Source organism: Mycolicibacter algericus DSM 45454, assembly GCF_002086455.1.
GTDB lineage: Bacteria > Actinomycetota > Actinomycetes > Mycobacteriales > Mycobacteriaceae > Mycobacterium > Mycobacterium algericum.
In genome coordinates this window covers 251189-267088 of sequence record NZ_MVHC01000005.1, presented here as the reverse complement: position 1 = coordinate 267088, position 15900 = coordinate 251189, and the positions used below count along the sequence as shown (strand labels likewise).

The following is a 15900-nucleotide window of genomic DNA, read 5'->3' as shown; positions in this document are numbered from 1 at the left end:
CGTGATCACGCAGCCGACCGGCCTGGCCACACTTCGGGCAGGTCGGGTCGTGTTCGACCGGTCGGCAGTCGATCCAGGTCAGCTCCTCGGCGATCGCCGCACCAGTGATCGTCACCCCCAACTCGATCGTGCGCATGATCGTGTCGGCAACAACGTTGGGCGGGCAGGCAGTAGCCTCAGACACGGGCAACCTCGGTGGTGTGGTGGTCGAGCGTAGGAACCCGAATCGTCGCCCACCGAGGCCCCACCTCAACTCAGCGACACGCAACCACCGTGATCAGCCACCCAACCACGCACTCTCATTTCTGAAGAGCCGGTTATCTTGTCGACCCGTCCGCACGCGAGGTCCTGGAAGTCCGCGTCGTCCAGCTCTGGGAATTCCTCGTATTCACTACACAGCTCGGCGCCCGCCAACGTTTCGTACAGCGCGTCGGCCAACCGGCTGCTCACCCCCACCGGTGTCGGGTGCTCGACCATCTGGAAGCCGGCCGTGAGCCCGTCCAGCCAGATCGTCGCCATGATGTCGAGGATCGGGTCGTGTCCGGGCGGCAGCACCAGCCGCGTGAGCAGCTCGGCGCGGGTGCGTGCCAGGCGGCGCAGATTCCGGACATCGACGTCCGCTGTGCTCATGACAGGGGTCATGTCTCTATGCGACCAGGCCGCCGGTCCGGATATAAGGGACCGAAGTCCTCAATTTGTGTTGTTGAACCCGTCGTCGTCGGTGAACATCAGGTCTTCGGGATCTTCCAGCGGTCCGGGCGGCTCGGTCGGTGCAGGCGAGTCGAACTGTCGCGGCGGCTCGGGGTCGGGCGTCCAGCTCAGTTCACCGCCGTCGGCCACCTCGTCGGGCTCGAACAACTCGTCGGGCTCGAACAGCCGCTCGGGTTCTTCGGGATCGACGACCTCGACCTGTGCCGGGGCCGGCTCGGGCGCCGGCTCGGGGGCCGACTCGGTCTCGGCGACGCTGTCGGGCTCCGCAGCGCGAGCGGACGCCGCCGGCGTCATCGGCCGCGGCCCGGCCGTGCCTCGCGTCACCCCGCCGATCATCACGACCGTCAGCGCACCGATCGCGGCGAACCAGCAGAACACCGCCGGCCCGAAGGTGGCCTGGTCCACCCCGACGTCGCCGAAGTTGCCCAGCCGGCCCCCACCGGCGAAGCCGAGCAGCGCCATCGCCACCGCGGCGATGACCGCGGCGGTCAGCACCTTGGCCAACGCGGGAAGCAGCGGCAGCGCCCGGCGCGCACACTGCTGGCCGACGGCCACACCCGAGGCGGCGCCGATGATCAGCAGCGCCACCCAGACCGGGCCCAGCGGCGGGGAGGGCGCCGCGGCCAGGATCGGCACCGCCGGGATGTCGCCGCCGAGGACGGTGAACGCACTGAACAATGCCGGACCGATGTGCGCACTCGACCCGACCGCCATCGCTGCGGCGCCGACCAACACATTGGGCACGTACAGCAACGCCAGCAGGGTGAGGCTGAGTTGCCCGAACAACGAATCGGTGATCGCGTAGAGCTCGTGCATGGTCCCCCAGTGCACGACCAGCGAGATGACCGTCGCGGCGCCGGCCAGCCCGAACAGCGCCAGCATGCCGGCGGCGGCGGCCCGCAGTGAATCGGCCAGCCAACTCGGCAGCGGCGTCTCGGTCAGCACCCGCCGGCCCATCCGCGATCCCACTCCGATCGCGGCGCCGATCGCATGGACCACCAACACGTGGGTGAAGGCGTTCAGGGCCTGCGGGGTCTGCAGTTCGGTGATGACCGACGCGGCGTCGTGGATGACCGCCAACGAAATCGCCGCGATCAACAGCGGGCCACCCAATGCCGATGCCACGATCCAGCGGACCACGAACCAGGAGGCGCGCTCGGAGGTGGCCTGCGCGGTGGTCCGTGCGGTTCCGGCCACCATCAGTAGCACCGGCAGCAGCGGCAACACGCCCAGTTCCCGACCGTCGATCGAGATCGGCACCTGATGCACCCCCAGCCACATGCTGGCTATGGCGCCCGATGCCCCGGTCATGTCGCTGTTGGCGATCAGCAACTGCAGCAGCGTCACCGCTGCGATGACCGTCAACGCCACCACGGAGGGACCGAACGCAACCCGCACCAGGTCGCGGGTCGGGTTCGAGGCTGGTTTACCGCCTGCCACCGGTGTCACGCTGCGAGCACGATCGACTCGGCGCGCCGGGGCGCGTTAGGGCTGCGCCGGCCCCGACGGGGCGGAACCGCCCTGCGACTGGTGGCCGCCGGTCGAGCTCTGCCCCTGCCCGGATCCGCCCTGGCCACCGGTCGAGGAGCCCTGGCCGCCCGTCGACGAACTGCCCGAACCACCGGTCGGCGGGGGGCTGAAGCTGGGAAATCCGGTCGGCGGTGTGGGCGGGCCCTGCGGTGCCGACTGCGCCTGCTGCTGTGCGCCGGAACCGAATCCGCCGGTCGATGGCGCCGACTGGGCGCCGAAGCCTCCGCTGGACGGCGCGGAGGGGTAGTTGCCGTACGAGGGGTAGCCGGACTGCTGCGGACCTTGATGTCCGTAGCCCTGTTGGCCCGGTTGGCCGTAGTAGTTGCCGCCCGGCGGCAGCCCGTACTGCGCGTAGGGGTCGTACTTGGGGCGCGGAGCCGGCGCGGTGACGACGCCGGCCTCGAGCAACAGCGCCCCGACGGCGGCGACGGCCTGCAGAACGCTGAAGGTCAGCACCAGCCACAGGCCCCAGCCGATCGTGTAGTTCTCGCCCGCATCGGCGATGGTCGAAATCGCCAGCAACGCGGCCAGCGTGGCGATCGCGGCGACCACGGCCGTGTAGACCTTCGCCTTGGGCAGCAGGCTCGCCCCGGCCAACAACGCCGCGAGCAGGGCCAGCGGAACCGTATGACCGGCGTCGCCGAGAATCAACGGGAATTCGCCGTCGGTGACGGTCACGATCGGACCGAAATTCCCCAGATAGACACCGAAACCCAGCACCACCACGGCGATCTGCAGGTACAGCGGAAACTTGCTCTCGGCATCGCTGCCGGACTTGGCGAACGACGGCGGCGACTGTCCGTAGGAGCCTGGCGGCTGGGCAGGCTGGAAGCCGGGATTCCCGGGCGAGTAGGTCATGACCTCTCCTGTGCTTGTGGGGCGCCGGTGTGGCGGGGCGGCGCGGTTCGATCATCCACGCTAGCGCACTTGCGGCTGTGCCCGGCGGGTCAGCACCGCGCGGTAACCGCGCGGTTGGGGGACCCCCGGTTGCCCGCCGAACAAGAACACGTTCTAATCACGGATATGGATTACGGGCTTGTGCTGTTCACCAGTGACCGTGGAATCACCCCGGCGGCGGCCGCCAAACTCGCCGATGATCATGGCTTCACCACGTTTTATGTACCCGAGCACACCCATATTCCGGTCAAGCGCCAGGCCGCCCACCCGACCACCGGCGACGAGTCGCTGCCCGACGACCGCTATATGCGCACCCTGGACCCGTGGGTGAGCCTGGGCACCGCTTGTGCGGTGACCTCGCGGGTGCGGTTGTCCACCGCGGTGGCGCTGCCGGTCGAGCATGATCCGATCACGCTGGCGAAATCGATCGCCACGCTCGATCACCTCTCCGGTGGGCGGGTCAGCCTCGGGGTCGGTTTCGGCTGGAACACCGACGAACTGGCCGACCACGGGGTGCCGCCGGGGCGCCGGCGCACCATGTTGCGTGAGTATCTGGAGGCGATGCGGGCGCTGTGGACCGAAGAAGAAGCCTCCTTCGAAGGGGAGTTCGTCAACTTCGGCCCCAGCTGGGCCTGGCCCAAGCCGGTGCAGGCGCACATTCCGGTGCTGGTGGGTGCGGCCGGCACGGAGAAGAACTTCAAGTGGATCGCCCGCAGCGCCGACGGCTGGATCACCACGCCGCGTGACTTCGACATCGACGAACCGGTGAAGCTGCTGCAGGACACCTGGGCGGGCGCCGGTCGCGAGGGCGCCCCGCAGATCGTCGCGCTGGATTTCAAGCCGGTGCCCGAGAAGCTCGCGCACTGGGCCGAAATCGGGGTCACCGAGGTGCTGTTCGGGCTCCCGGACAAGTCCGAAGCAGAGGTGGCTGCTTACGTCGAGCGGCTGGCCGGCAAGCTGGGCCTCAGCGCCTAGGCGCGGTTTCAGCGCAGACTGCAGCGGTTGCCGTAGTCCAGAGCGCGCACCGTGATGGGCGTTCCCAGCGGCTCGCCATCGGAGAGCAGCGCCACCAGATCGTCGTCTTCGGTGGTCGCCAGGAACCGGCTGCCGTCGGCGTCGAGTCGGCCGATGATGATGCCGGTCCGGGTCTCCCAGTCGTAGCGGACGCTGTAGGTCTCGATCGTCGCCGGACCTTCGGCCCGCTCGGTGACCGCCACCTTGGGCGCGGCGTCGAGCACGGCCTGCGGTTGAGCGCTGCGATCCGGCGTCCACGGCGCCGGAGCAGCCGAGTACACCCCGACCGAATATTTGCTCATCATCCCGCCGTTGGCGCCGACGAACGCGAATCGCCCTGCGGCGCTTCGGGCTACGGCGACCGCCTCGGCGATGGCGTGCATCGAGTAGTTGTTGCCGGCGCCACCGAAGAACGGCAGCCCGCCGGTCAGGGTCAACCCGCGCGGGTCGTCGCCGGCCAGGCCGAAGGCGTCGCAGATGTTGAACACCGGAACCGGAAAGCAGCTGTAGAGATCCATCGCCGCGATGTCGTCGAAGCCGATCCCGGCCATCGCGAGAGCCTCGGTGGTGGCCGCCACGGCGGCCGGATAGGCGCCCAGGTCGGTGCGTTCCAGCAGGCGCTGCGAATGCGTGTCGGCATGGCCGTGCAAATACACCCAGCGGTCTTCGGACACACCCAGCCGACGAGCGGCCGCCACCGACATCACCAGCGCCGCGGCGCCCTGGTTGACCTGGTCTCGCGCCACCAGCAGCCGCGGGTAGGGGTCACAGATCATCCGGTTGGTGGTGCTGATGGTGGTCAGCTCATCGACGGTGCGTTCCACCGGAGAGGCCGAGAAGGGGTTCTTCGCGGCGATCTTGGACATCGGGGCGAACAGCTCGCCCATGGCCTGCAGGTAGTCGGCCGTATTCATGCCCAGCCGGGCACGCCGGGCGTTCTCGAGCAGCCCGTACTGCACCGGCGCGCCGGTGAGCCCGTGGATGACGGTGTAGTGCTCGACGAACTCCTCGAGCCCGTAGCCGCGATCCTCGAGCTGACCCTCGACGGTCTCGCCGAAATCCGGTTTGTCCTCGGCTTTGGCGAAGTGACGCAGCGTCGAGGTCGCGTCGGATCCGCACAGCAGCACCACGTCGGCAGTGCCCGCGGCGATCTCGGCGGCGAACTCGCTGAGCAGCTTCTGCGGCCCCTGACCACCCACCTTGTCCAGCACCGCCCGCGCCGGTTCCGCCCCGATCAGACGGGCCACCGAGCGCGGGAAGTTGTTCGACTTCCCTAGTGGTGCAGGGGCTTTGGGGATCGAATTCTCGAACTGCCGGGTAGCCACCACTGCGTCGATGGCTTGCGCGAGGCGCGCGGGCTCGACACCCGAATCGGCCAGTGCGGCCTGCGCGGCGGCAGCGGCCAACTCCACCGGCGACATGGCGCGGTAGTCGGTGTCCTCGATGCGTTCGGCGGACTGCCCCACGCCGACGACGACGGGCGTGCGCGGATCGATGCTCATGTGCTCACCTCGTCTATGGCGAGCAGACGCGAAAGCCCCCAAAACCGCTTCCGATAGGGAGCTTTCACGTCTGCTCGCGCCAAAGAAACCGCTACAGGCTTTGCAGGATCTCCCGAGCCAGCGCCGCGGTTGCCGACGGGGTCTTGCCCACCTTCACCCCGGCTGCTTCCAGGGCCTCCTGCTTGGCGGCCGCGGTGCCCGACGAGCCGGACACGATCGCGCCGGCGTGCCCCATCGTCTTGCCTTCCGGAGCGGTGAACCCGGCGACATAGCCGACCACCGGCTTGGTGACATTGGCCTTGATGTAGTCGGCGGCCCGCTCCTCGGCGTCGCCGCCGATCTCACCGATCATCACGATGACCTTGGTGGCGGGGTCCTTCTCGAACGCCTCGATCGCGTCGATGTGGGTGGTGCCGATGACCGGGTCGCCGCCGATGCCGATCGCGCTGGAGAACCCGAAGTCCCGCAGCTCGTACATCATCTGGTAGGTCAGCGTGCCGGACTTGGACACCAGGCCGATCGGCCCGGAGCCGCTGATGGTGGCCGGGGTGATCCCGACCAGGCACTCGCCGGGGGTGATGATGCCCGGACAGTTCGGCCCGATGATGCGGGTCTTCTGACCGTGATCCACGTTGTAGGCCCACGCATATGCGCTGTCCTGCACCGGGATGCCCTCGGTGATGACGACCAGCAGCGGGATCTCGGCGTCGATCGCCTCGATCATCGCGTCCTTGGCGAACTTCGGCGGCACGAACGCGATGGACACGTCGGCACCGGTGGCCTCCATGGCCTCGGCCACGCCGCCGAACACCGGCAGCTTGATCATCCGGCCGCCCTTGTCCTCATGCGTGACGGTGGTGCCGGCCTTGCGGGCGTTGACCCCGCCGACGATCTGGGTGCCGGCCCGCAGCATCCGGGCGGTGTGGATGGTGGCTTCACTGCCGGTGATGCCCTGGACGATGACCTTGCTGTCCTTGTTGACGAAGATCGACATGCTTATGCGTCCTTTCCGGCGTACGCGAGCTCAGCGGCCTTGTCGGCGGCCTCGTCCATGGTGTCGACGAGGGTCACCAGCGGGTGGTTGGCGTCGGCCAGGATCTGCCGGCCTTCCTCGACGTTGTTGCCGTCGAGCCGGACCACCAGCGGCTTGGTGGCCGCGTCGCCGAGGATCTGCAGCGCCGCCACGATGCCGTTGGCCACCGCGTCGCAGGCGGTGATGCCACCGAACACGTTGACGAACACGCTCTTGACCTGCTTGTCGCCCAGGATCACATCCAGACCGGCGGCCATCACCTCCGCGGAGGCGCCGCCGCCGATGTCGAGGAAGTTGGCCGGCTTGACGCCGCCGTGCTTCTCACCGGCGTAGGCGGTGACGTCCAGCGTGGACATGACCAGGCCGGCGCCGTTGCCGATGATGCCGACCTCGCCGTCGAGCTTGACGTAGTTCAGGTCGTTCTCCTTGGCCTTGAGCTCCAGCGGGTCGGTCGCCTCGATGTCGGCGAACTCGGCGTGGCCGGGCTGGCGGAACTCGGCGTTGCCGTCGAGGGTGACCTTGCCGTCGAGAGCCAGGATCTGGTCATCGGGGGTGCGCACCAGCGGGTTGACCTCGACGAGCGTGGCGTCTTCGGCGACGAAGACCTCCCACAGCTTCTGGATGGTCACCGCGGCGGCGTCAAGCACCTCGGCGGGCAGATGGCCCTGCTCGGCGATGGAGCGGGCGAACGCCAGGTCGACACCCTTGACCGCGTCGACGGGCACCTTGGCCAGCCGCTCGGGCTTGGTCGCGGCGACCTCTTCGATCTCCATGCCGCCCTCGACCGAGCACATGGCCAGGTAGGTGCGGTTGGAGCGGTCGAGCAGGAACGAGATGTAGTACTCCTCGGCGATGTCGCTCGCCTCGGCTACCAGCAGTTTCTTGACGATGTGGCCCTTGATGTCCAGGCCGAGGATGTTCTGCGCGTGAGTGAAGGCGTCGTCCGCGGTGGCGGCGTACTTGACACCACCGGCCTTGCCGCGGCCGCCTACCTTGACCTGGGCCTTCACCATGACGGGCCGACCGATCTCGGTGGCGATGGCCTTGGCGTCATCGGCCGAGGTGGTCACCCGGCCCGGAGTGGTCGGCACGTTGTGCTTGGCGAACAGTTCCTTCGCCTGATACTCGAATAGATCCATGGGCTCACTGTCTTATATGGGTGCCGGCGCGCCGGCGATGTCGGATAGAGGGGGATTTCGCCCCGGAGGCACTGTATCGACACTGCGGCGACGTTCCGAACTCCGCTACCACCGCTGTGGCAGATCTCACCGCCCGAAATAACGTGATTCGTTTCACATTCGAGGCCGTATTTGACCGATAGCTTGCCTCGGCGGCGCGGAACTGGTTACCGTCTCCAAGTCCAGGTCTTTATAACGTTCTGATCACGACCAGAGGATCTTCCAGGCTGATGCAGCACGGATCACCCTTGCGCCCGATTCCCGGTGGTGCCCCCCGCCGCCATAGGAACGGCACTATGGCCCGGTCCTCGGTTCCCGGTCCCGCCGAGGTCACCGACATCATCCCGTTCAACGAATTCGGACGGCTCGATTACGCCATGTTCAGCGAAAACGCCTTCGATGACGTGTCCGAGGTGCTGCTGGCCCCGGAGCTGGACGATCTGACCGACACCGACAACATGCCGGTCCTGCAGCTGGCCTTCCCTCGCGGCGGCTACCCGGACGAGTACCTCTACGGTCCGCGCGGCGCAGCCGACCTGCCGGTCCGGCCCGCTCGTGGCGGGCGACACCGCAGCCAGCCCACCAGTGCGGTCAAGAGCCGCGTGATGATCGCCGCCATGGCCGCCGGAGCGGCAGCCGCCGCCGCGCACGCCGCCACCCACTCCTCGGACGAGACGGTCTCGCGGCCCGCCGTGCTGGCGGCCAGCAAGACGACGCTGAACGACGGCACCACCACCTCCAGCCACGGCATGCAGATGATCACGGTCAAGGCCGCGGCCAATGTCGTCGTGCACAACGAGGAACTGGCCAAGGGGGTGGCCTACGCGCAGGAGCGCGCCGAGCGTGAGGCCCGGCTGCAGCGGCCGCTGTTCGTCGCGCCGACCCAGGGCGCGTTCACCTCGAACTTCGGCTACCGCTGGGGTGTGCTGCACGCCGGCATCGACATCGCCAATGCCATCGGCACCCCGATCCTGGCGGCCTCCGACGGCGTCGTGATCGAGTCCGGTGCCAGCGCCGGCTACGGCATGTTGGTCAAGCTGCGTCATTCCGACGGCACCGTGACGCTCTACGGTCACATCAACCGGTCGCTGGTCAGCGTCGGCGAGCGCGTGATGGCCGGCGATCAGATCGCCGAGATGGGCAACCGCGGCTACTCCACCGGCCCGCACCTGCACTTCGAGGTGCTGCAGAACGGCACCAGCCGGATCGATCCGACCACCTGGCTCGCCAAGCGCGGGATCAATTTCGCTTAACCTGGTTGGGTGACCGACCGCCACCCTCCGCCCACCGGCGCGGCTCGTTCCGGCGATAACCCGGCCAGCACTCCCAGTCGCATCATTCGCCGGGCCCCGACCGGTGCCATCCCGATCGCCACCGGGGCGGGGCGGTTACCTCCGGCGATGCGGCCGTCCGAAGCGCTGCAGCCGGTCGGAAACCGACTGCCGTCGGCGGCGGTGGCGATCAGCGCCTGCGTGTTCGCCATCATCGGGTGCTGGGCCACCTCGGTGGTGACCACCGATCTGATCGCCAGCTGGTGGCACACCGACCGGCTATTCTGCGTCGCCGTCGGATTCTTGAGCCTGGTGTTCGCGGTGACGTCGATTTCCGGCGTGATCATGCTGCTGCTGCGACGCCCGCTCGGCCGCTATCTGATCGCGATCGGGACCGTGATTGCGCTGCTGACTTTCGGCAGCCTGTTCCTCGCGGGCGCCCGGGTGCCGTGGATCGTGCACGCCATACCGATCATCCAGGCCGTCACCGTCCTGCTCGCCTTGCACCCGGCCACCCGGCGCTGGCTCGGCGTCTGACCCGTGGCGGTGACCCGGCGCTAAAGCTTGGTGATCGGCGCGTGGTTGTGCATCAGCTTGACCCGCCCGGAACTGCCGAAGTCGATCAGCGACATCGCCGACTCCCCGACACCGGACACTTCTTCCACCCTGCCCAGCCCGTACTTGTCGTGCGAAACCCGGTCTCCGGGCGCCAGCACCACCAGCGGCCGGTTGCCCGAGCGCGCCGGCGCCGGTCGAGGCGTCCCGAACCGGCCGGCGCCGCTGACCGGAGCACTCGGCGACGCAGCGGCATCGGTACGCCGCCAGTCGATCAGCTGCTGCGGGATCTCCCGCAAGAAACGCGATTCCGGGTTCAGCATGGGCTGGCCCCACGACGAGCGCACCTTCGCGCGGGTCAGGTAGAGCCGTTGCCGCGCCCGGGTGAGGCCGACGTATGCCAGCCGGCGCTCCTCGGACAGCTCGCGGGCATCGCCCAGCGACCGCATGTGCGGGAACATGCCGTCCTCCCAGCCGGTGACGAACACGACCGGGAACTCCAGGCCTTTGGCGGTGTGCAGCGTCATCAGCGTGACCATGCCGGCGCCGTGTTCGGGGATCTCGTCGGTGTCGGCGATCAGCGAGACCCGCTCCAAAAACGCCGCCAGCACCCCGACGTCGGGGATGTCCTCCTCCTCAGGCAGGTTCTCCTGTTCGGCGAGCGCGTTGGCTCGGTCGATGCTGAATTCGTGTGCGACGCTGACCAGTTCGTTGATGTTGTCCAGCCGGGCGAGATCCTGCGGGTCGGTGGAGGCTTCCAGCTCGGCCCGATAGCCGGTACGGTCCAGCACCAGCTCGACCAAGCCGCCGAGGTCGTCGTCACCGGAGTGCAGCTTCGCCCGAAGCTCATCGATCATCGCGACGAAGCCGGCGATCGCATTCTGCGACCGGGAGTTGAGCATCGGAACCTGTCCCTCGGCGGCTGCACGTAGTGCGGCGCCGAAGCCGGTGCCGGTGTTCTCGGCGTGCACCGACACGCACGCCTCGGCGCGATCCCCGATCCCGCGGCGCGGCGTGTTGAGGATGCGCCGCAGGCTGACCGCGTCACCGGGGTTGTCCAGCACCCGCAGGTAGGCGATGATGTCGCGGATCTCCTTGCGCTCGTAAAATCGCACGCCGCCAACGACTTTGTACGGGATACCGGTCCGGATGAACACTTCTTCCAGCGACCGTGACGAGTTGTTGGTGCGGTAGAACACCGCGATGTCGCCGTAGTTGAGCTCCCCCGCGTCCGACAGCACCTCGATCTCCTGCGCGACGAACCGCGCCTCGTCGTGTTCGTTGTCGGCGACGTAGCCGACGATCAGCTCGCCGTCGCCGGCGTCGGTCCACAGCCGTTTCTCCCGGCGGCCGGAGTTACAGGCGATCACCGCATTGGCCGCCGACAGGATGTTCTGCGTGGAGCGGTAGTTCTGCTCCAGCAGCATCGTCGTGGCGTCGGGGTAGTCGCGTTCGAAGTCCTCGATGTTGCGGATGGTGGCCCCGCGGAAGGCGTAGATCGACTGATCGGCGTCCCCGACCACGCACAGCTCCGCCGGCGGCACGTCCCCTGAACCGCCGTGCCCCGCCAGCTCGCGCACCAGCACGTATTGCGCATGGTTGGTGTCCTGATACTCGTCGACCAGGATGTGCCGGAACCGGCGCCGGTAATGCTGGGCGATCTCCGGGAACGCCTGCAGGATCGCGACCGTCTCGCCGATCAGGTCGTCGAAGTCCAGCGCGTTGGCCGAGCGCAGCCGACGCTGGTATTCGACGTAGACCGCGGCCACCACCCGGCTCAGGTCGTCGGAGTCCTCGGTGAGGTCGGCCAGCGCCCGGTCGGGGTCGATCAGCTCGTTCTTCAGGTTCGAGATGGCGTTGGCAAGCAGCCGCGGCGTGTGCCGCTTGACGTCCAGGCCCATGTCGCGGCCGATCATCAACAGCAGTCGGCGCGAGTCGTCGGCGTCGTAGATGGAGAAGTTGGAGTTCAGCCCGGGGACCACCGACGCCTGGTTGCGCAGGATCCGCACGCAGGTGGAGTGAAACGTCGACACCCACATCACCCGGGCGCGGGGGCCGACAAGGCCCACGACCCGCTCCCGCATCTCGGCGGCGGCCTTGTTGGTGAAGGTGATCGCCAGCACCTGCCCGACGCCGACGTCGCGGGCGGCCAGCAGGTAGGCGATGCGCCGGGTGAGCACCGCGGTCTTGCCCGAGCCGGCCCCGGCGACGATCAGCAGCGGGGAGCCCTCGTGCAGCACGGCACGGCGTTGCTGGGGGTTGAGCCCGTCGAGGAGGTGATCGATTTCTGGCGTCGCATGCACGGTCATAACGCAACCCAACGTACCGCCGCACGCCGACACTCTTTGCGCTGGCACGGCCCTTAGTGGCAGACTCGGTTCGTGCTCGACATGCAGCAACGATTTTTCTACGGGTACCGGTCAGCGGTGCCCGTGGTTTAGCTGCAACGTCAAGCCCCGGGGTCCGCTTCGCCGACCCGGGGCTCGTCTGTTGTGTGAGGCCGGATCGCCGATGGGACCAGAACACACCAACAGCGAGAATCTGGAGTCCGAACCCATGACCAACCAAACTCAGCAGCTTCCGGACATCGACGAACTCCGCCAGGAGATCGACCGGCTCGACGCCGAGATCCTGGCGGCGGTGAAGCGCCGTACCGAGGTGTCCCAGGAGATCGGTAAAGCCCGGATGGCGTCCGGGGGCACCCGCTTGGTGCACAGTCGCGAGATGCAGGTGATCGAGCGTTACAGCGAGCTCGGCCAGGACGGCAAGGATCTGGCGATGCTGCTGCTGCGACTGGGCCGCGGCCGGCTCGGTCACTGAGGGTCGCGCCCAGAGGCGGTGTCGCCGCTACTGTCGGTGTGATGAGCTCCGTTCCACAGATCCCCGACATCTCCGCCACCCCGGCCTGGGACGCGTTGCGCAAGCATCACCAGCGGATCGGCGACATCCACCTGCGGCAGTTGTTCGCCGACGATCCCGAACGGGGCGAGAAGTTCACCGTCGCCGTCGGCGATCTCTACATCGACTACAGCAAGCACCGCATCACCGGCGAGACGGTGAGCCTACTGGTCGACCTGGCCCGGGCGGCCGGCCTGGAGGAGCACCGCGACGCGATGTTCGCCGGGGTGCACATCAATACGTCGGAGGACCGGGCGGTGCTGCACACCGCGTTACGGTTGCCGCGCAACGCCGATCTGCATGTCGACGGCCGAGACGTGGTCGCCGACGTGCACGCGGTGCTCGACGCGATGGGCGAGTTCACCGACCGGCTGCGCGGCGGGGACTGGACCGGCGCCACCGGAAAACGCATCGAGACCGTGGTCAACATCGGTATCGGCGGCTCGGATCTGGGCCCGGCGATGGTCGATCGGGCGTTGCGCCATTACGCCGATGCCGGCATCTCGGCGCGGTTCGTCTCCAATGTCGATCCTGCTGACCTGGGCGCGAAGCTGACCGGCTTAGACCCCGCCACAACGCTTTTCATCGTGGCGTCGAAGACGTTCTCGACGCTGGAAACTCTGACCAACGCCACCGCGGCCCGCCGCTGGCTGACTGACGCGCTGGGCGACGACGCGGTGTCGAAGCATTTCGTGGCGGTCTCCACCAACGCCCGGCTGGTCGACGACTTCGGTATCGACACGGCGAACATGTTCGGCTTCTGGGACTGGGTCGGTGGGCGCTACTCGGTGGATTCGGCGATCGGACTGTCGGTGATGGCCGTGATCGGCCGCGAGCGCTTCGCCGAATTCCTATCCGGCTTCCACATCGTCGACGAGCATTTCCGTACCGCGCCATTGGAATCCAACGCACCGGCGCTGCTCGGACTGATCGGGCTGTGGTACTCCAACTTCTTCGGCGCCCAGTCCCGGGCGGTGCTGCCCTACTCCAACGATTTGGACCGCTTCGCCGCCTACCTGCAGCAGCTCACCATGGAATCCAACGGAAAGTCGACTCGCGCCGACGGCACTCCGGTCGTCACCGACACCGGTGAAATCTTCTGGGGCGAACCGGGAACCAACGGCCAGCACGCCTTCTATCAACTGCTGCACCAGGGCACCAGGCTGGTGCCGGCCGATTTCATCGGCTTCTCCCAACCCCTCGACGACCTGTCCACCGCCGACGGCACCGGCAGCATGCACGACCTGTTGATGAGCAACTTCTTCGCCCAGACCCAGGTGTTGGCATTCGGCAAGACCGCTGAGGAGATCGCCGCCGAAGGAACCCCGCCAGATGTCGTGCCGCACAAGGTGATGCCCGGCAACCGTCCGACCACCTCGATTCTGGCCACCCGGCTCACTCCTTCGGCACTCGGCCAGTTGATCGCACTCTATGAGCATCAGGTGTTCACCGAGGGCGTGGTGTGGGGAATCGACTCCTTCGATCAGTGGGGCGTGGAACTGGGCAAGACGCAGGCCAAGGCGCTGCTGCCGGTGCTCACCGACGATGCCTCCCCGGAGCCGCAGACCGACAGCTCCACCGATGCACTGGTACGTCGCTATCGGGCCGAGCGCGGCCGGGCCGGCTGAGTGTTCGGCCTCAGGCGAAGCGTTTCGTGAAGCGGGGCGGCATTCGGCGCAGCACCCATACCAGCGGTGTCCACGGCCACGGCGGCACCACCGCCCGGCCGGTCTCGCGCTCGATCGCGTGCACCATGGCCTTGACCCCGGATGCGTTGTCCGCCATCAACATCGTCGAGCCCGATTTGGCCGTCATCTCCGATTCGATGTAGCCCGGTTCGAGCACCGTGACCTTGATCGGGCCGCTCGAGTACTCGGCGCGCAGCGACTCGCCCAGTGACGACACCCCGGCTTTGCTGGCGGCGTAGGCCGCCTTGACGCCGGGAACGCCCTTGTTGCCCAACACCGAGGAGACCAACACCAGATGCCCACTGCCGGCGGATGTGAACATCTCCAGCGCTGTCTCGATCTGCACCAGCGCGGCGACCAGGTTGGTCTCGATGGTGGCCTTGTTGGCCCACAGCTTGCCCGATCCCAGCGGGGCGCCCTTGCCGATCCCGGCGTTGACGATCACCCGGTCGATTCCGCCCAGTTCATCCACGAACCGGGCGAACACCTTGGGCACCTCATCGTGGTCGTTGACGTCGAGGGCAGCCACCGAGACCTTGACACCGGGATACTGCTGGCCCAGTTCATCTCTCAGTTCCTCAAGCCGATCGATCCGGCGGGCGCACAGGGCCAGGTCGCGGCCACGTGCGGCGAATGCGCGGGCCATACCTGCACCCAGTCCTGAACTGGCACCGGTGATGAGGATTCTGCGGCGGGTCACCCCGGCAGCGTATCCCGGATCCGCGGCTGTCAAACAACCGCGGGGGCCGGACTACTTGAGCAGCCGCGACATCCGTCGGTCGGCCAGCACTTTGCCACCCGTCTGACAGGTCGGGCAGTACTGAAAAGACTTATCGGCGAACGATATTTCTCGAACGGTGTCGCCGCAGACCGGACAGGGCAACCCGGTCCGGGCGTGCACCCGCATCCCGGAGCGCTTTTCGCCCTTGAGCGTGGCGGCCTGCTGGCCGACGGAACGGGCAACCGCGTCGGCAAGAACGGCTTGCATCGCCTGGTGCAGGGCGGCGACCTGTTCATCGGACAACTTGGCGGCGGTGGCGAACGGCGAAAGACGCGCGGTGTGCAGTATTTCATCGCTGTAGGCGTTGCCGATACCGGCGAGCACCTTCTGGTCGGTGATGACCGTCTTGATGCGGCCGGTGTTGCCGGTCAGCAGCGCGACCAACTCGTCGGCCGTCACCTCCAACGCGTCGGGTCCGAGACCGGCGATGCCCGGAACCTTGTCCGGATCGTCGACCAGCCAGACCGCGAGGCGTTTCTGGGTGCCTGCCTCGGTGAGGTCGAACCCCGGCGCCTGCCCCGGGGCGCCCAGGTGCACCCGCAGCGCGATCGGCCCTTTCCCGGGGCGCAGCGGCGCCAGCGCCAGCTTGTCCGACCAGCGCAGCCAGCCCGCCCGGGACAGGTGCGCGATCAGGAACAGGTCGCCGACTTCTAGGCCGAGGTACTTACCCCAGCGGCGCGCCCCGGTGACGGTCTGGCCGTGCAACGCCGTGGGCGACGGGTCGAAGGTCTTGAGCACCGAGAACGCCGCCACGTCGATGCGGCCGATGCTGCACCCCACCGCATGCCTGCGCAGGTGGTCGGCGAGGGCCTCGACTTCGGGCAGTTCCGGCATGCACTCGA

At 67.8% G+C, this 15900-nt stretch carries 14 protein-coding genes and 1 pseudogene; 5 read left to right on the top strand and 10 right to left on the bottom strand.

Going from position 1 to position 15900, the window contains the following annotated elements; translation table 11 throughout:
- The 4 genes and pseudogenes from BST10_RS22425 to BST10_RS07840 form a co-directional block, all read right to left on the bottom strand.
- Window positions 1-136 (bottom strand): annotated as a pseudogene (locus BST10_RS22425) (ISL3 family transposase); the annotation flags it as partial.
- 113 nt (window positions 137-249) lie between these two features.
- The gene (locus BST10_RS07850; RefSeq protein ID WP_235673540.1) at window positions 250-630 is read right to left on the bottom strand and encodes a hypothetical protein; all 381 of its coding nucleotides are present in this window, start codon (window positions 628-630) and stop codon (window positions 250-252) included.
- Between the two features lie 60 nt (window positions 631-690).
- Window positions 691-2151 carry a cell division protein PerM gene (locus tag BST10_RS07845; protein ID WP_083037326.1) on the bottom strand — a complete coding sequence of 487 codons (1461 nt, stop codon included), beginning with the start codon at window positions 2149-2151 and terminating at the stop codon, window positions 691-693.
- A 45-nt stretch (window positions 2152-2196) separates the two neighbouring features.
- Complete coding sequence (locus tag BST10_RS07840) at window positions 2197-3099, bottom strand: DUF5336 domain-containing protein (protein WP_083037325.1); 903 nt, start codon at window positions 3097-3099, stop codon at window positions 2197-2199.
- Window positions 3100-3264: 165 nt separating this feature from the next.
- Here BST10_RS07840 and BST10_RS07835 point away from each other — a divergent pair, with 165 nt between their 5' ends.
- Window positions 3265-4113, top strand: coding sequence for an LLM class F420-dependent oxidoreductase (locus tag BST10_RS07835; protein WP_083037324.1), 849 nt, complete (start codon window positions 3265-3267; stop codon window positions 4111-4113).
- Window positions 4114-4121: 8 nt separating this feature from the next.
- Here the strand turns inward: BST10_RS07835 and BST10_RS07830 are convergent, their stop codons facing one another.
- The 3 genes from BST10_RS07830 to sucC form a co-directional block, all read right to left on the bottom strand.
- Window positions 4122-5654 (bottom strand): acetyl-CoA acetyltransferase, encoded by a 1533-nt coding sequence (locus BST10_RS07830; protein WP_083037323.1) that lies wholly within the window; start codon window positions 5652-5654, stop codon window positions 4122-4124.
- Between the two features lie 91 nt (window positions 5655-5745).
- Complete coding sequence (sucD, locus tag BST10_RS07825) at window positions 5746-6648, bottom strand: succinate--CoA ligase subunit alpha (protein WP_083037322.1); 903 nt, start codon at window positions 6646-6648, stop codon at window positions 5746-5748.
- A gap of 2 nt (window positions 6649-6650) precedes the next feature.
- Entirely contained in the window at window positions 6651-7826 is a 1176-nt protein-coding gene (sucC, locus tag BST10_RS07820) for an ADP-forming succinate--CoA ligase subunit beta (RefSeq protein WP_083037321.1), read from the bottom strand.
- 335 nt (window positions 7827-8161) lie between these two features.
- On the opposite strand from sucC, the gene BST10_RS07815 reads away from it, so the two are divergent.
- Together BST10_RS07815 and BST10_RS07810 are read left to right on the top strand one after the other, a co-directional pair.
- Entirely contained in the window at window positions 8162-9118 is a 957-nt protein-coding gene (locus BST10_RS07815) for a M23 family metallopeptidase (RefSeq protein WP_083037320.1), read from the top strand.
- Window positions 9119-9127: 9 nt separating this feature from the next.
- Window positions 9128-9673, top strand: a complete 546-nt coding sequence (locus BST10_RS07810) for a hypothetical protein (RefSeq protein WP_165757184.1) — start codon at window positions 9128-9130, stop codon at window positions 9671-9673.
- Window positions 9674-9693: 20 nt separating this feature from the next.
- On the opposite strand, the gene pcrA is transcribed toward BST10_RS07810, so the two are convergent.
- The gene (pcrA, locus tag BST10_RS07805; protein WP_083037319.1) at window positions 9694-12000 is read right to left on the bottom strand and encodes a DNA helicase PcrA; all 2307 of its coding nucleotides are present in this window, start codon (window positions 11998-12000) and stop codon (window positions 9694-9696) included.
- A gap of 202 nt (window positions 12001-12202) precedes the next feature.
- Between pcrA and BST10_RS07800 the strand changes: the two genes are divergently transcribed.
- Together BST10_RS07800 and pgi are read left to right on the top strand one after the other, a co-directional pair.
- Complete coding sequence (locus BST10_RS07800) at window positions 12203-12511, top strand: chorismate mutase (RefSeq protein WP_013827835.1); 309 nt, start codon at window positions 12203-12205, stop codon at window positions 12509-12511.
- A 41-nt stretch (window positions 12512-12552) separates the two neighbouring features.
- Window positions 12553-14217: a glucose-6-phosphate isomerase gene (gene pgi / locus BST10_RS07795; RefSeq protein ID WP_083037318.1), complete on the top strand. Its 1665-nt coding sequence runs from the start codon at window positions 12553-12555 to the stop codon at window positions 14215-14217.
- Between the two features lie 10 nt (window positions 14218-14227).
- On the opposite strand, the gene BST10_RS07790 is transcribed toward pgi, so the two are convergent.
- Both BST10_RS07790 and BST10_RS07785 read right to left on the bottom strand, forming a co-directional pair.
- Window positions 14228-14977 (bottom strand): SDR family oxidoreductase, encoded by a 750-nt coding sequence (locus BST10_RS07790; protein ID WP_083037317.1) that lies wholly within the window; start codon window positions 14975-14977, stop codon window positions 14228-14230.
- Window positions 14978-15028: 51 nt separating this feature from the next.
- Window positions 15029-15892, bottom strand: a complete 864-nt coding sequence (locus BST10_RS07785) for an Fpg/Nei family DNA glycosylase (protein ID WP_083037316.1) — start codon at window positions 15890-15892, stop codon at window positions 15029-15031.
- Window positions 15893-15900: the final 8 nt, after the last annotated feature.

What these genes read in the sequence shown, in the direction of transcription:
- BST10_RS07815 (WP_083037320.1), top strand. Translation starts at nt 8,162, where the DNA reads ATGGCCCGGTCCTCGGTTCCCGGTCCCGCCGAGGTCACCGACATCATC.
- sucD (WP_083037322.1), bottom strand. Translation starts at nt 6,648, where the DNA reads ATGTCGATCTTCGTCAACAAGGACAGCAAGGTCATCGTCCAGGGCATC.
- BST10_RS07835 (WP_083037324.1), top strand. Translation starts at nt 3,265, where the DNA reads ATGGATTACGGGCTTGTGCTGTTCACCAGTGACCGTGGAATCACCCCG.
- BST10_RS07785 (WP_083037316.1), bottom strand. Translation starts at nt 15,892, where the DNA reads ATGCCGGAACTGCCCGAAGTCGAGGCCCTCGCCGACCACCTGCGCAGG.
- pcrA (WP_083037319.1), bottom strand. Translation starts at nt 12,000, where the DNA reads ATGACCGTGCATGCGACGCCAGAAATCGATCACCTCCTCGACGGGCTC.
- BST10_RS07800 (WP_013827835.1), top strand. Translation starts at nt 12,203, where the DNA reads ATGGGACCAGAACACACCAACAGCGAGAATCTGGAGTCCGAACCCATG.
- BST10_RS07830 (WP_083037323.1), bottom strand. Translation starts at nt 5,654, where the DNA reads ATGAGCATCGATCCGCGCACGCCCGTCGTCGTCGGCGTGGGGCAGTCC.
- BST10_RS07850 (WP_235673540.1), bottom strand. Translation starts at nt 630, where the DNA reads ATGAGCACAGCGGACGTCGATGTCCGGAATCTGCGCCGCCTGGCACGC.
- sucC (WP_083037321.1), bottom strand. Translation starts at nt 7,826, where the DNA reads ATGGATCTATTCGAGTATCAGGCGAAGGAACTGTTCGCCAAGCACAAC.
- pgi (WP_083037318.1), top strand. Translation starts at nt 12,553, where the DNA reads ATGAGCTCCGTTCCACAGATCCCCGACATCTCCGCCACCCCGGCCTGG.
- BST10_RS07840 (WP_083037325.1), bottom strand. Translation starts at nt 3,099, where the DNA reads ATGACCTACTCGCCCGGGAATCCCGGCTTCCAGCCTGCCCAGCCGCCA.